The sequence below is a fragment of the Streptomyces sp. NPDC049915 genome (genome assembly GCF_040656475.1).
Lineage (GTDB): Bacteria > Actinomycetota > Actinomycetes > Streptomycetales > Streptomycetaceae > Streptomyces.
In genome coordinates, this window is sequence record NZ_JBFAMH010000019.1 from 83653 (window position 1) to 98720 (window position 15068).

A 15068-nucleotide genomic window follows, 5' to 3' on the forward strand; every position below is an offset into this window, starting at 1 on the left:
GGAAGTGGTCGATGACTTCGGCAGGAAACCGCCGCGCCGCCGCGTGCCCGGCCCCGCCCGGCCCACCCGGCCCGCCCGATCCGGGGCGGGCCGACGGCAGCCCGGCCCCGGCGGACGTCCGGCGCGCCGCCCGGCCCCGCCCCGCCAGTCCGCGCCCCCGCGCACGCTCCGCCTCGCCAGCGCGCGTCCCCGGCTGCGCCTGGTCGGCCTCGGCCTGACCCTGGTCATGGCGGCCTTCGTCTTCCGCCTGCTGCAGGTGCAGGCGGTCGACGCCAGCACCTACGCGGCCAAGGCCGAGCAGAACCGGTACGTCGTGCACACCCTCGCGGCCGAGCGCGGCGGCATCACCGACCGCAACGGCGTGGCCCTGGCCGCGAGCGTCGACGCGTACGACATCACGGCCGACCCCACGATGTTCACCCGCAAGCAGCTCAAGATCGACGACGGTCCCGAGCAGGCGGCCGCGCTGCTCGCCCCGATCCTCGGCCAGGACCAGGCGGCCCTGGTCAAGAAGCTGCGGCCGAAGGACAAGGACCTGCGCTACGTACGGCTCGCCCTGAGCCGCACCCCGCAGGTGTGGACGCAGATCAAGGACCTCAGGCTCGCCCTCGCCAAGAAGGCCGAGACGGACAAGTCCACCGTCAACGTCCTGGCCGGCGTCTTCGCCGACCCCAGCAGCAAGCGGATCTACCCCAACGGCGACCTAGCCGCCGGGATACTGGGCTGGGTCAACGCCGACGGCCGGGGCGGCGGAGGCGTCGAGCAGCAGCTGAACAAGATGCTCTCGGGCAAGGAAGGAAAGATCCGCTACGCCCAGTCCGGCGGCCGTCAGGTGCCGACCGCGGGTTCCACGGAGACGCCCGCCGTGCCCGGCTCCCAGGTCGAGCTGACCATCGACCGCGACATCCAGTGGGCGGCGCAGAACGCCATCACCGAGCAGGTGAAGAAGTCCAAGGCCGACCGCGGCTACGTCATCGTCCAGGACACCCGCACCGGCCAGATCCTCGCCATGGCCAACTCGCCCGGCTTCGACCCGGGCGACCTGCGGCACGCCAACCCCGCCGCGCTCGGCAATGCGGCCGTGCAGGACGCCTACGAGCCGGGCTCCACCGCCAAGGTGATGTCGATGGCCGCCGTACTGGAGGAGAACGTCGCCACGCCGCTCACGCACGTCGTCGTACCGAACCGGCTGCACCGCGGCGACCGGCTCTTCCAGGACGACATCGACCACGCCACCTGGTATCTCACGCTCAACGGCGTGCTCGCCAAGTCCTCCAACATCGGCACCATCCTCGCCACCGGCCAGCTCGGCAAGACCCAGCCGCAGGCGAACCGGGTGCTCTACTCCTACCTGCGCCGGTTCGGCATCGGCAGCTACAGCGGCCTCGACTTCCCCGGCGAGACCAAGGGCATCCTCGCGCCGCCCGCCCAGTGGTCGACCTCGCAGCAGTACACGATCCCTTTCGGCCAGGGCTTCTCCATCAACGCCATCCAGGCGGCGTCCGTCTACTCGACCATCGCCAACGGCGGAGTACGCGTCGAACCCACCCTCGTCCGCGGCACCAAGGGACCCGACGGGCGTTTCGCCCCGGCCCCGAAGCCCCAGGCGACAAGGGTGGTGAGCGCCAAGACCGCCAAGACGCTCGCCCAGATGCTGGAATCGGTCGTGGACGACGAGCAGGGCACCGGCATCAAGGCGCGCATTCCCGGGTACCGAGTGGCGGGCAAGACCGGCACCGCCAACCGCGTGGATCCGGCCACCGGCCGCTACAAGGGCTACACCTCGTCCTTCGCCGGGTTCGCGCCCGCCGACAAGCCGCGCGTCACCGTCTACTGCGCGATCCAGAACGCCACCGCGGGCAGCTACTTCGGCGGCCAGATCTGCGGCCCCATCTACAAGCAGGTGATGGAGTTCGCGCTCAAGACCCTCCAGGTCCCGCCGACCGGCGCGCACCCCGCGAACCTGCCCGTCTCCTACCAGCCGTGACCGGGCCGGCCCCCGGCCCGGTCACCCACAGCCCAGACCCCCGCCAGACCCCGGACCCGACCCCTGCCGATCAGCGCGACCAGCCAGGAACGAGCCGTGACCATGATCACCCCCCAGCCCGGGAACCAGAGCGCCTCCGGCCCCTCACTTCGCTCAGGGGCGGGTGCGCCCGGTACGCTCACCGCCGTGCCACACGCTGATCAGTCCCAAACCACCCAGAAGGGCGCTTCCGTGACCTATCCGGGACCGCCCCGGCCGGCCGAGGTCTCCGCCACACCCCTCGCGGACCTCGCCGACCAGCTGGGGATCCAGCAGCCGGAGAGCGCCGCGGCGGTCACGGGCATCACCCACGACTCGCGCGCGGTCCGCCCCGGCGACCTGTACGCCGCACTGCCGGGCGCCCGCGCGCACGGCGCCGACTTCGTCAGCCAGGCCGCGAGCCTGGGCGCGGCCGCGGTGCTGACCGACCCGACCGGCGCCGAGCGCGCCGCGGCCACCGGCCTGCCGGTCCTCGTGGTCGACGACCCGCGCGGACGGATGGGCGAACTGGCGGCCACGCTCTACGGCCACCCGGGCCGGGACCTGCTGCAGATCGGCATCACCGGCACCTCCGGCAAGACCACCACCGCCTACCTCGTCGAGGGCGGTCTGAAGACCGCCCGCGCCACCGGCCTCATCGGCACCGTCGAGATGCGGATCGGCGACGAGCGCATCAAGTCCGAGCGCACCACCCCCGAAGCCACCGACCTGCAGGCGCTGTTCGCGGTCATGCGCGAGCGCGGCGTCGAGGCGGTCGCCATGGAGGTCTCCAGCCACGCGCTGGTGCTCGGCCGGGTCGACGGCTGTGTCTTCGACGTCGCCGTCTTCACCAACCTCAGCCCGGAACACATGGAGTTCCACTCCGACATGGAGGACTACTTCCGGGCCAAGGCGCAGCTGTTCACGCCGAAACGCAGCAAGCGCGGCGTGGTCAACCTCGACGACGACTACGGCCGCCGGCTCGCCGAGGAGGCGACCGTCCCGGTCGTCACCTACTCCGCCGAGGGCCACCCGGACGCCGACTGGCGCGCCGAGGACGTCGAGGTCGGCACCATGGACTCGACGTTCACCGTCGTCGGGCCCGACGGACAGCGCGTCCGGGCCAAGTCGCCGCTGCCGGGCCCCTTCAACGTGGCGAACACCCTCGCCGCGCTCGTCGCCCTCGCCACGGCCGGCCTCGATCCGCAGGCCGCCGCCGACGGCATCGCCGCCGTACCCGGTGTGCCGGGCCGCCTGGAGCGCGTCGACGCCGGGCAGCCCTACCTCGCGGTCGTCGACTACGCCCACAAGACCGACGCCGTCGAGTCCGTGCTCAAGGCGCTGCGCAAGGTCACCAAGGGCCGGCTGCACGTCGTGCTCGGCTGCGGCGGCGACCGGGACAGGACCAAGCGCGCGCCGATGGGCGCCGCCATGGCGCGGCTCGCCGACACCGCCGTACTGACCTCCGACAACCCCCGCTCCGAGGACCCGCTCGCGATCCTCGCGACCATGCTCCAGGGCGCGGCCTCGGTGCCCGCGCACGAGCGCGGCGAAGTGGTCCTCTTCGAGGACCGCGCCGCCGCCATCGCCGCGGCCGTCGACCGCGCGCAGCCCGGCGACACCGTGCTGGTCGCGGGCAAGGGGCACGAGCAGGGGCAGGACATCGCCGGGGTGGTCCGTCCCTTCGACGACCGCCAGGTGCTTCGCGAAGCAATCCAGAAGACCCAGGGATGAACCAGTGATCGCCCTCTCCCTCGCCGAGATCGCAAGCGTCGTCGGCGGGCAGACGTACGACATACCGGATCCGTCGGTGCAGGTGACCGGGCCGGTGGTCCGGGACTCCCGCGAGGTGGAGCCCGGCAGCCTCTTCGTCGCCTTCGTCGGCGAGCGCGTGGACGGCCACGACTTCGCCGAACAGGTCGCCCGGGCGGGCGCGGCCGCGGTGCTCGGCTCGCGCCCCGTCGGCGTGCCCGCGATCGTCGTGGACGACGTCCAGCGCGCCCTCGGCGCCCTCGCCCGCCATGTCGTACAACGCCTCGGCGCAACCCTCGTCGCGCTGACCGGCTCGGCGGGCAAGACCAGCACCAAGGACCTCATCGCGCAGGTGCTCCAGCGCAAGGCGCCGACGGTGTTCACACCCGGCTCGCTCAACAACGAGATCGGGCTGCCGCTGACCGCCCTGTCCGCCACCGAGGAAACGCGGTTCCTCGTGCTGGAGATGGGCGCCCGCGGCATCGGGCACATCCGCTATCTCACCGAACTGACCCCGCCGCGGATCGGCCTCGTGCTCAACGTCGGCTCAGCACACATCGGCGAGTTCGGCGGCCGCGAGCAGATCGCCCAGGCCAAGGGCGAACTGGTGGAGTCCCTGCCGCCCGAGGCGGAGGGCGGCGTCGCGGTCCTGAACGCCGACGACCCGTACGTCCGCGCCATGGCCTCCCGAACCAAGGCGAAGGTGCTCTTCTTCGGTGAGTCCGACGAAGCGGACGTACGCGCCGAGAACGTGCGACTCACGGACAGCGGACAGCCTTCCTTCAGGCTTCACACACCCTCCGGTGCAAGCGATGTGACCATGCGCCTGTACGGTGAGCACCACGTGTCGAACGCGCTCGCCGCGGCCGCCGTCGCCCATGAGCTGGGCATGTCCGCGGAAGAGATCGCCACCGCGCTCTCCGAGGCAGGCTCCCTCTCCCGGTGGCGTATGGAGGTCACCGAGCGCCCGGACGGCGTGACCATCGTCAACGACGCCTACAACGCCAACCCCGAGTCCATGAAGGCCGCCCTGCGCGCGCTGGTGGCCATGGGAAAGGGGCGGCGGACCTGGGCGGTGCTCGGCAAGATGGCCGAGCTCGGGGACGAGGCGCTCGCCGAGCACGACGCGGTCGGGCGGCTCGCCGTCCGGCTCAACGTCAGCAAGCTCGTCGCGGTCGGGGGCAGGGAAGCCGCCTGGCTGCAACTGGGCGCATATAACGAGGGTTCGTGGGGTGAGGAGTCGGTGCACGTGTCCGACGCACAGGCGGCGGTCGACCTGTTGCGCAGCGAGTTGCGCCCGGGGGACGTCGTACTCGTGAAGGCGTCGCGTTCGGTCGGTCTGGAAGCAGTCGCGCAGGCGCTGCTCGAGACCGGTGCCGAGGGTGAGGGTGCCGCCCGATGATGAAGCAGATCCTGTTCGCAGGAGTCATTGGCCTCTTCCTCACCCTGGTCGGCACCCCGCTGCTGATCAAACTGCTCGCCCGCAAGGGATACGGCCAGTACATCCGCGACGACGGTCCGCGCGAGCACGCCAGCAAGCGCGGCACGCCGACCATGGGCGGTATCGCGTTCATACTGGCGACGGTCGCCGCCTACTTCCTGGCGAAGGTCATCACCGGCTACGCGCCGACGTACTCGGGTGTGCTGGTCCTCGGCCTGATGGTGGGCATGGGCCTGGTCGGCTTCCTCGACGACTACATCAAGATCGTCAAGCGGCGCTCGCTCGGCCTGCGGGCCAAGGCCAAGATGGCCGGCCAGCTGATCGTCGGCATCGCCTTCGCCGTGCTCTCGCTGCAGTTCGCCGACGCCCGCGGCAACACCCCGGCGTCCACCAAGCTGTCCTTCATCACCGACTTCGGCTGGACGATCGGTCCGGTGCTCTTCGTCGTGTGGGCGCTGTTCATGATCCTGGCGATGTCCAACGGCGTGAACCTCACCGACGGTCTGGACGGTCTGGCCACCGGCGCCTCCGTGCTGGTCTTCGGCGCCTACACCTTCATCGGCGTCTGGCAGTTCCAGGAGTCCTGCGCCAACGCGCTCACCCTCACCAACCCGGGCGCCTGCTACGAGGTGCGCGACCCGCTGGACCTCGCGGTGGTGTCCTCCGCGCTGATGGGTGCCTGCCTGGGCTTCCTGTGGTGGAACACGTCGCCCGCCAAGATCTTCATGGGTGACACGGGTTCGCTCGCCCTCGGCGGTGTGCTCACCGGTCTGGCCATCCTCTCCCGCACGGAGCTGCTGGTGGCCATCATGGGCGGCCTGTTCGTCCTCATCACCATGTCGGTCGTCATCCAGGTCGGCTCCTTCCGGCTCACCGGGAAGCGCGTCTTCCGGATGGCGCCACTGCAGCACCACTTCGAACTCAAGGGCTGGTCCGAGGTACTTGTGGTGGTCCGCTTCTGGATCATCCAGGGCATCTGTGTGATCGTCGGACTGGGCCTCTTCTACGCGGGATGGGCAGCGGACAAGTGACCTCCTCGGTGTCCCCGGACTTCCAGGGCAAGCGCATCACCGTCGCCGGACTGGGCGTCTCCGGCGTCCCGGCGGCCAAGGTGCTGCACGCGCGCGGGGCCCTCGTCACGGTCGTCAACGACGGCGACGACGCACGCGCGCGTGAGCAGGCCGCCGAACTCCAGGCGCTCGGTGTCACCGTGCGCCTCGGCGACGGCGACACCCTGCCCGAGGGCACCGAGCTGATCGTCACCGCGCCGGGCTGGAAGCCCACCAAGCCGCTCTTCCAGGCGGCGCAGAAGGCCGGCATCGAGGTCTGGGGCGACGTCGAGCTGGCCTGGCGGCTGCGCGGGCCCGACGCAGCGCCCTGGCTGTGCGTGACCGGCACCAACGGCAAGACCACCACCGTGCAGATGCTGGCCTCCATCCTGAAGGCCGCGGGGCTGCGCACCGCCGCCGTCGGCAACATCGGCGTCTCCCTGCTGGACGCCGTCCTCGGCGAGGAGACCTACGACGTCCTCGCCGTGGAGCTGTCCAGCTACCAGCTGCACTGGGCGCCCTCGCTGCGCGCCCACTCCGCGGCCGTGCTGAACCTCGCCCCGGACCACCTGGACTGGCACGGCTCCATGGAGGCGTACGCGCGCGACAAGGGCCGCATCTACGAGGGCAACCGGGTGGCCTGCGTCTACAACGTCGCCGACAAGGCTACCGAGGACCTGGTGCGCGAGGCGGACGTCGAAGAGGGCTGCCGCGCCATCGGGTTCACCCTCGGCGCGCCCGCGCCCTCGCAACTCGGCGTCGTCGACGGCATCCTGGTCGACCGCGCCTTCGTGGAGATGCGGCACAAGAACGCCCAGGAGCTCGCCGAGGTCTCCGACGTCAACCCGCCCGCGCCGCACAACATCGCCAACGCCCTTGCCGCGGCGGCCCTCGCCCGCGCCTTCGGCGTTCAGCCCCGGGCCGTACGCGACGGGCTGCGGAACTTCCGCCCGGACGCGCACCGCATCGCGCACGTGGCGGACGTGGACGGCGTCGCCTACGTCGACGACTCCAAGGCCACCAACACGCACGCCGCGCAGGCCTCGTTGGCGGCATATGAGTCGATCGTATGGATTGCCGGCGGTCTGGCGAAGGGCGCGACGTTCGACGAGCTGGTCGCGGGCGCGGCGAAGCGGCTGCGCGGTGTCGTCCTGATCGGCGCCGATCGGGCCCTCATCCGGGAGGCCCTCGCGCGACACGCCCCGGAAGTACCCGTCGTCGACCTCGACCGGACCGACACTGGGGCGATGCTCCAGGCTGTCCAGGAGGCCCAGCGGCTCGCCGAGCCCGGCGACACGGTGCTGCTCGCCCCGGCCTGCGCCTCCATGGACATGTTCGCCAACTACAACAAGCGCGGCGACGCGTTCGCTCAGGCCGTGTCCGAACTCGGCGCCTGACCCGGCCGCCTGGCGCCGGGCGACCTCGGAGGGACGCGTGGGACGCGCGATGCGCAGCGGAGGCGCTGATGCCCAGTAGCCGTACCGGCCGGCCGCCCGTGCAGCGGGCCGTGCGCCGGCCCCCCGCCCCTCGCCCGCCGCGCGACAACGCCCTCACCAGGGCGTACACGCGGGCGCAGCGGGCCTGGGACCGGCCGCTGACCGCCTACTACCTGATCGTCGGCGGCAGCGCGCTGATCACCGTGCTCGGCCTGGTGATGGTCTACTCGGCCTCCCAGATCACCGCGCTGCAGATGGGGCTGACCGGCTCGTACTTCTTCCGCAAGCAGCTGCTGGCCGCGGTGATCGGCGGTGCGCTGCTGTACGCCGCCTCCCGGATGCCGGTGAAGCTGCACCGGGGGCTCGCCTACCCGATCCTCGCGGGCGCGGTGTTCCTGATGGCCCTGGTGCAGGTGCCGGGGATAGGGATGGCGGTCAACGGCAACCAGAACTGGATCTCGCTCGGCGGCTCCTTCCAGATCCAGCCCAGTGAGTTCGGCAAGCTGGCGCTGGTGCTGTGGGGCGCCGACCTCATGGCCCGCAAGCAGGACAAGAACCTGCTCAACCAGTGGAAGCACATGCTGGTCCCGCTCGTGCCGATGGCGTTCCTGCTGCTCGGGCTGATCATGCTCGGCGGCGACATGGGCACGGCGATCATCCTCACGGCGATCCTGTTCGGCCTGCTGTGGCTCGCGGGGGCGCCGACGCGGATGTTCGTCGGCGTGCTGTCCGTGGCGGCCACCCTCGGTGTGATCTTGATCAAGACCAGCCCCAACCGGATGGCCCGCCTGGCCTGCATCGGCGCCACCGATCCGGGGGCGGGAGACAGCTGCTGGCAGGCCGTGCACGGGATCTACGCCCTCGCCTCGGGCGGACTGTTCGGTTCCGGGCTCGGTGCGAGTGTGGAAAAATGGGGCCAACTCCCCGAAGCGCACACCGACTTCATCTTCGCCGTCACCGGTGAGGAACTGGGTCTGGCGGGGACGCTGTCGGTCCTCGCCCTGTTCGCGGCTCTAGGCTATGCGGGTATCCGCGTGGCCGGACGCACGGAGGACCCCTTCGTGAGGTATGCCGCGGGAGGCGTGACCACCTGGATCACCGCCCAGGCGGTGATCAACATCGGTGCGGTGCTCGGCCTGCTGCCGATCGCCGGCGTCCCGCTCCCGCTGTTCTCCTACGGGGGTTCCGCCCTGCTGCCGACCATGTTCGCCATCGGGTTGCTGATCGCCTTCGCGCGTGACGATCCCGCTGCGCGGGCGGCGCTTGCGATGCGGCAACCCCGTTTTGGTAGAAAGCGGGGGGCCGGGGGCTCCGGGTCCGCCCGGAGTGCCCGGAGTTGGAACACGATGCGACGGCGTGCCTCGGCGCGCTCGTCCGGAGAGCGGTGAATTTCGGTGCATGTCGTACTCGCCGGCGGGGGTACCGCGGGCCACATCGAGCCCGCGCTCGCCCTCGCGGACGCCCTGCGCAGGCAGGACCCGACCGTGGGGATCACGGCCCTGGGCACGGAGCGCGGCCTGGAGACCACGCTCGTGCCGCAGCGGGGCTATGAGCTGGCGCTGATCCCGGCGGTACCGCTGCCACGCAAGCCCACCCCCGAGCTGATCACCGTCCCGGGCCGGCTGCGCGGCACGATCAAGGCGGCCGAGCAGATCCTGGAGCGCACCAAGGCCGACGCCGTGGTCGGCTTCGGCGGATACGTCGCCCTGCCCGGCTACCTCGCCGCCAAGCGCCTCGGCGTGCCGATCGTGATCCACGAGGCGAACGCCCGCCCGGGGCTGGCCAACAAGATCGGCTCGCGGTACGCCGCCCAGGTCGCCGTCGCCACCCCGGACAGCAAGCTGCGGAACGCGCGCTACATCGGCATCCCGCTGCGCCACTCCATCGCCACCCTGGACCGGGCCGCCGTCCGCCCCGAGGCGCGCGCGATGTTCGGCCTCGACCCCAACCTGCCGACTCTGCTGGTCTCCGGCGGTTCGCAGGGCGCCCGCCGCCTCAACGAGGTGGTCCAGCAGGTCGCGCCCTGGCTGCAGCAGGCCGGCATCCAGATCCTGCACGCGGTCGGTCCGAAGAACGAACTGCCGCAGGTCCACCAGATGCCGGGAATGCCCCCCTACATCCCGGTAAGTTACCTGGACAGGATGGACCTCGCGTACGCCGCGGCCGACATGATGCTCTGCCGCGCGGGCGCGATGACCGTCGCCGAACTCTCCGCCGTCGGACTCCCGGCCGCCTACGTCCCGCTGCCCATCGGCAACGGCGAGCAGCGGCTGAACGCCCAGCCGGTGGTCAAGGCCGGCGGTGGTCTGCTGGTCGACGACGCGGACCTCACCCCGGAGTGGGTGCAGCACAACGTCCTGCCCGTGCTCGCCGACCCGCACCGGCTGTACCAGATGTCCCGCGCCGCCGCCGAGTTCGGCCGCCGGGACGCCGACGACCTCCTCGTCGGCATGGTGTACGAGGCGATCGCCGCCCATCGTGCACACCGTTAGGCACGTATGACGAAGGGCAGGAGCGTGGCCGGATCGACGACCGCCGAGCGCGGGGAACGCCAGCAGGAGTCGTCCGGCCCGCCCCTGGTCCGCAGGCTGGGGCGGCGCCGGCTTCGTATGATCATCGTCCTTGCGCTGGCGTTCGTCCTGGTCGCGGCGGGCGCCCTGTGGGCGCTCTACGGTTCCCAGTGGCTGCGCGTGGACCGGGTCACCGTCTCCGGCACCCGGGAACTGACCCCGCGGCAGGTGCGTGACGTGGCGCGGGTGCCGCTCGGGGAACCCCTGGCGTCGGTCGACACCGACGCGATCGAGGCGCGGCTGCGCCGGAAACTGCTGCGGATCGACACGGTGGACGTGGCGCGTTCCTGGCCGCACGGAATCACGCTGAAAGTGACCGAGCGGACTCCGGTTCTTCTCGTGCAAAACGGTAGAAACTTCATGGAAGTGGACGCGGAAGGCGTCCGTTTTGCCGTGATTTCCGAGCCGATTAAGGGCGTTCCGCTGCTGCAATTGATGACCGCTCAACCGGGTTCCGCCACCGCGAGCCTGCGCCGTTTCGGCGAGGGCCGGCTGGTGCGCGCGGCGGTGTCCGTGGCGGGCTCCCTCCCGGCCGCCGTGGCGCACGAGACCCGTGTGGTCAAGGTCCGTTCCTATGACGACATCTCGCTGGAGCTGGGTGGCAACCGCACGGTGGCCTGGGGGAGTGCCGAGAAGGGGTCCCTGAAGGCCCGTACCCTCACCGCGCTGATGAAAGCCGCCCCGCGTGCGCGGCACTTCGACGTGAGTGTCCCCACCGCCCCCGCGTCAGCGGGGAGTTGACGCACATCCGCGCAGGCCAGCACCCTGGTTGGGCAGCGCTACGGCTGATCACATAGGGTGAAAAGAAAAACGGGAGGTTCGGCGTGTTCGTTGAACGTGCGCCACTTGTCGACTTAGTGTCCTGTTCAGAAGACTCCAAGGAACAGACACACTGGTAACCCTAAACTTCAGGGTTAGGGTTCGGGTCGGCGATTCGGACCGTCCCATTCGGCATCAGTCGCCGGAGCGCGCCACAACGCGAGACGGCGACACGTAACTCGAGGCGAGAGGCCTTCGACGTGGCAGCACCGCAGAACTACCTCGCAGTCATCAAAGTCATCGGTGTCGGCGGCGGTGGTGTCAATGCCATCAACCGGATGATCGAGGTCGGTCTCAAGGGCGTCGAGTTCATCGCCATCAACACCGACGCGCAAGCTCTGTTGATGAGCGACGCCGACGTCAAGCTCGACGTCGGCCGTGAACTCACCCGGGGACTCGGCGCCGGAGCCAATCCGGCCGTCGGCCGCAAGGCCGCCGAGGATCACCGCGAGGAGATCGAGGAGGTCCTCAAGGGGGCCGACATGGTCTTCGTGACGGCCGGTGAAGGCGGCGGCACCGGCACCGGCGGCGCACCCGTCGTGGCCAACATCGCACGCTCGCTCGGCGCCCTCACCATCGGCGTGGTCACACGCCCGTTCACCTTCGAGGGACGGCGCCGCGCGAACCAGGCCGAGGACGGCATCGCCGAACTCCGCGAAGAGGTCGACACCCTCATCGTCATCCCCAACGACCGGCTGCTGTCCATCTCGGACCGCCAGGTCTCGGTCCTGGACGCCTTCAAGTCGGCCGACCAGGTCCTGCTCTCCGGTGTCCAGGGCATCACCGACCTCATCACCACCCCCGGCCTGATCAACCTCGACTTCGCCGACGTCAAGTCGGTCATGTCCGAGGCCGGTTCGGCGCTGATGGGCATCGGCTCGGCCCGCGGCGACGACCGCGCGGTGGCCGCGGCCGAGATGGCGATCTCCTCCCCGCTGCTGGAGGCGTCCATCGACGGCGCCCGCGGCGTGCTGCTGTCCATCTCCGGCGGCTCCGACCTCGGCCTGTTCGAGATCAACGAGGCCGCCCAGCTGGTCAGCGAGGCCGCCCACCCCGAGGCCAACATCATCTTCGGTGCCGTCATCGACGACGCCCTCGGTGACGAGGTCCGGGTCACCGTGATCGCGGCCGGCTTCGACGGCGGCCAGCCCCCGGCCAAGCGGGACAACGTCCTCGGCTCCTCCTCGGCCAAGCGCGAGGAGCCCGCTCCGGTACGGCAGCCCGAGAGCCGCCCGTCCTTCGGCTCGCTCGGGAGCGTCAAGCCCAAGGAGGAGCCGGAGCCCGCTCCCGCTCCCGAGCCCGCGCCCGACATCCCGGTCGCCCCGCCCATCACCCCGGCGCCGCGGAGCTACTCGGACAGTGCGGCCGAGGAACTGGACGTCCCGGACTTCCTGAAGTGATAGGACAGCGCGACACCGCGAACGGCGCGCACTTCGCCTTCACCGACCGGTGGGGCGGGGTGAGCGCCGTTCCGTACGAGGAGCTCAACCTCGGCGGCGCGGTCGGCGACGACCCCGACGCCGTCACCACCAACCGTGAGCTGGCCGCGAAGTCCCTCGGACTGGACGCGGCGCGGGTGGTGTGGATGAACCAGGTGCACGGCGACGACGTCGCCGTGGTCGACGGGCCGTGGGGCGGGCGGCCCGTGCCGGAGGTGGACGCGATCGTCACCACCCGGCGCGGCCTCGCCCTCGCCGTGCTCACCGCCGACTGCACTCCGGTCCTGCTCGCCGACCCGGTCGCCGGGGTCGTCGCCGCGGCCCACGCCGGCCGGCCCGGCATGGTCGCCGGAGTCGTGCCCGCGGCGCTACGCGCGATGATGGACCTGGGCGCCGAGCCGTCCCGGATCGTCGCCCGCACCGGCCCCGCGGTGTGCGGCCGGTGCTACGAGGTGCCCGAGGAGATGCGCGCCGAAGTGGCCGCCGTCGAACCGGCGGCGTACGCCGAGACGAGCTGGGGCACACCGGCGCTCGATGTGAGCGCCGGCGTGCATGCCCAGCTCGAGCGGCTCGGGGTGCGCGACCGGGAGCACTCGCCGGTGTGCACGCGCGAGTCGCGCGACCACTTCTCGTACCGCCGCGACCGCACCACCGGGCGGCTCGCGGGCTATGTGTGGCTGGACTGATGGGCATGACGGACCGCAGGGACGAACTCGCCGGGAACCTGGCGAAGGTGGAGGAGCGCATCGCCGCCGCGTGCGCGGCGGCCGGGCGCCCGCGTGACGAGGTGACCCTGATCGTGGTCACCAAGACCTATCCGGCGAGTGACGTGCGGATTCTCGCGGAGCTCGGGGTGCGCCATGTCGCGGAGAACCGCGACCAGGACGCGGCGCCCAAGGCTGCCGAGTGCGCGGATCTGCCCCTCTCGTGGCACTTCGTCGGTCAGTTGCAGACCAACAAGGTGCGTTCCGTGATCGGTTACGCAGATCTCGTGCAGTCCGTCGACCGCGTCAAGCTCGTCACGGCTCTGTCGAAGGAGGCCGTGCGGGCCGGTCGGGAGATCGGCTGCCTCCTCCAGGTCGCGCTCGACGCGGGCGCGAGCGGGAGGGGGGAGCGCGGGGGCGTGGCTCCCGCGGGAATCGAAGAGTTGGCCGACCTCGTCGCCGCCTCGCCGGGGCTGCGGCTCGAGGGCCTGATGACCGTCGCCCCGCTCACCGGGGAGTACGCCGGTCGCCAACGCGCTGCGTTCGAGCGGTTGATGGATTTGTCGACTGACCTGCGCCGAACCCATCCGACTGCAACCATGGTCTCGGCAGGGATGAGTGCGGACCTCGAGGAGGCCGTGGCGGCCGGGGCGACACATGTGCGCGTCGGTACGGCGGTACTCGGAGTCCGCCCCAGGCTCCGGTAACGTCGCCAAGAAGTCGGACCACAGCAGAAAATATGGTCATTTCCGCTGAAAGGCGGGCAGAAGGACCACGTGGATCGCAGGCACTCGGCAGGCGTCAGCCGATCCACCACAGAGCGGAGGACTCAGAGTATGGCCGGCGCGATGCGCAAGATGGCGGTCTACCTCGGCCTCGTGGAGGACGATGGGTACGACGGCCGGGGATTCGACCCCGATGACGACTTCGAGCCCGAGCTGGACCCGGAGCCCGAGCGGGATCACCGACGGCACGAGCCGTCCCACCAGTCTCACGGTGCGCATCAGTCCCAAAGGGACGAAGAGGTGCGAATCGTCCAACCGCCCGCCCCGCGTGAGCCGGTGGCACGCGCCGCTTCGCTCCCCGCGGAATCCAGCCGCCCGGCGCGCATCGCGCCCGTGTCATCCATCACACAAGAACGTCAGTCCCTGGAGAAGAACGCACCGGTGATCATGCCCAAGGTCGTGTCGGAACGAGAGCCGTACCGGATCACCACACTTCACCCGCGGACCTACAACGAGGCCCGTACCATCGGGGAACACTTCCGTGAGGGCACCCCGGTGATCATGAATCTGACTGAGATGGATGACACAGACGCGAAGCGACTTGTCGACTTTGCGGCCGGTCTGGTGTTTGGTCTTCACGGCAGCATCGAGCGGGTGACGCAGAAGGTGTTCCTGTTGTCGCCTGCTAACGTCGATGTCACGGCGGAGGACAAGGCCCGCATCGCAGAAGGCGGGTTCTTCAACCAGAGCTGAGACGCACGACCGGAAACGCAGTACGAAACAGGGGAGAGGGAAGCACCAGCCATGAGCGTGTTCGCGCAGGTGATCTACATCGCGCTGATGGTGTTCCTCGTCGTGCTGATCTTCCGGTTGGTCATGGACTACGTCTTCCAGTTCGCCCGCTCGTGGCAACCCGGCAAGGCGATGGTGGTCGTCCTGGAGGCCACCTACACTGTCACCGATCCACCGTTGAAGCTTCTGCGGCGGTTCATTCCGCCGCTGCGTCTCGGGGGCGTGGCGCTCGACCTGTCCTTCTTCGTACTGATGATCATCGTCTACATCCTGATCTCCATCGTGGGCAGCTTCGCGAGGTGAATGTGGACGATACGGTCTTGCCGACTGCCGATG

At 70.4% G+C, this 15068-nt stretch carries 13 protein-coding genes; all 13 read left to right on the forward strand.

Annotated elements, in window-relative coordinates:
* Positions 1-4: 4 nt before the first annotated feature.
* Positions 5-1987 carry a penicillin-binding protein 2 gene (locus AB0J12_RS27750; protein WP_363267177.1) on the forward strand — a complete coding sequence of 661 codons (1983 nt, stop codon included), beginning with the start codon at positions 5-7 and terminating at the stop codon, positions 1985-1987.
* A 96-nt stretch (positions 1988-2083) separates the two neighbouring features.
* Positions 2084-3739: a UDP-N-acetylmuramoyl-L-alanyl-D-glutamate--2,6-diaminopimelate ligase gene (locus AB0J12_RS27755; protein WP_363267178.1), complete on the forward strand. Its 1656-nt coding sequence runs from the start codon at positions 2084-2086 to the stop codon at positions 3737-3739.
* A gap of 4 nt (positions 3740-3743) precedes the next feature.
* Positions 3744-5159, forward strand: coding sequence for a UDP-N-acetylmuramoyl-tripeptide--D-alanyl-D-alanine ligase (gene murF / locus AB0J12_RS27760; RefSeq protein ID WP_363267179.1), 1416 nt, complete (start codon positions 3744-3746; stop codon positions 5157-5159).
* The gene (gene mraY, locus AB0J12_RS27765; protein ID WP_361632849.1) at positions 5159-6229 is read left to right on the forward strand and encodes a phospho-N-acetylmuramoyl-pentapeptide-transferase; all 1071 of its coding nucleotides are present in this window, start codon (positions 5159-5161) and stop codon (positions 6227-6229) included. The genes murF and mraY overlap by 1 nt, the downstream gene beginning before the upstream one ends.
* Positions 6211-7644 carry a UDP-N-acetylmuramoyl-L-alanine--D-glutamate ligase gene (gene murD / locus AB0J12_RS27770; protein WP_363267180.1) on the forward strand — a complete coding sequence of 478 codons (1434 nt, stop codon included), beginning with the start codon at positions 6211-6213 and terminating at the stop codon, positions 7642-7644. Before mraY ends, murD begins: the two co-directional genes overlap by 19 nt.
* 68 nt (positions 7645-7712) lie before the next feature.
* On the forward strand, positions 7713-9071 hold the full coding sequence (gene ftsW, locus AB0J12_RS27775; protein ID WP_363267181.1) for a putative lipid II flippase FtsW: 1359 nt from the start codon (positions 7713-7715) through the stop codon (positions 9069-9071).
* 6 nt (positions 9072-9077) lie between these two features.
* Positions 9078-10175 (forward strand): undecaprenyldiphospho-muramoylpentapeptide beta-N-acetylglucosaminyltransferase, encoded by a 1098-nt coding sequence (murG, locus tag AB0J12_RS27780; RefSeq protein ID WP_363267182.1) that lies wholly within the window; start codon positions 9078-9080, stop codon positions 10173-10175.
* 24 nt (positions 10176-10199) lie between these two features.
* On the forward strand, positions 10200-10994 hold the full coding sequence (locus AB0J12_RS27785; RefSeq protein ID WP_363267223.1) for an FtsQ-type POTRA domain-containing protein: 795 nt from the start codon (positions 10200-10202) through the stop codon (positions 10992-10994).
* A gap of 278 nt (positions 10995-11272) precedes the next feature.
* A complete protein-coding gene (gene ftsZ / locus AB0J12_RS27790; RefSeq protein ID WP_363267183.1) occupies positions 11273-12472 on the forward strand; it encodes a cell division protein FtsZ in 1200 nt (399 codons plus the stop codon).
* Positions 12469-13197, forward strand: a complete 729-nt coding sequence (pgeF, locus tag AB0J12_RS27795) for a peptidoglycan editing factor PgeF (RefSeq protein ID WP_363267184.1) — start codon at positions 12469-12471, stop codon at positions 13195-13197. Before ftsZ ends, pgeF begins: the two co-directional genes overlap by 4 nt.
* A gap of 5 nt (positions 13198-13202) precedes the next feature.
* Positions 13203-13922, forward strand: coding sequence for a YggS family pyridoxal phosphate-dependent enzyme (locus AB0J12_RS27800; RefSeq protein WP_363267185.1), 720 nt, complete (start codon positions 13203-13205; stop codon positions 13920-13922).
* A 129-nt stretch (positions 13923-14051) separates the two neighbouring features.
* Positions 14052-14693, forward strand: coding sequence for a cell division protein SepF (gene sepF, locus AB0J12_RS27805; protein WP_103782991.1), 642 nt, complete (start codon positions 14052-14054; stop codon positions 14691-14693).
* Between the two features lie 51 nt (positions 14694-14744).
* Complete coding sequence (locus tag AB0J12_RS27810) at positions 14745-15035, forward strand: YggT family protein (protein WP_363267186.1); 291 nt, start codon at positions 14745-14747, stop codon at positions 15033-15035.
* Positions 15036-15068: the final 33 nt, after the last annotated feature.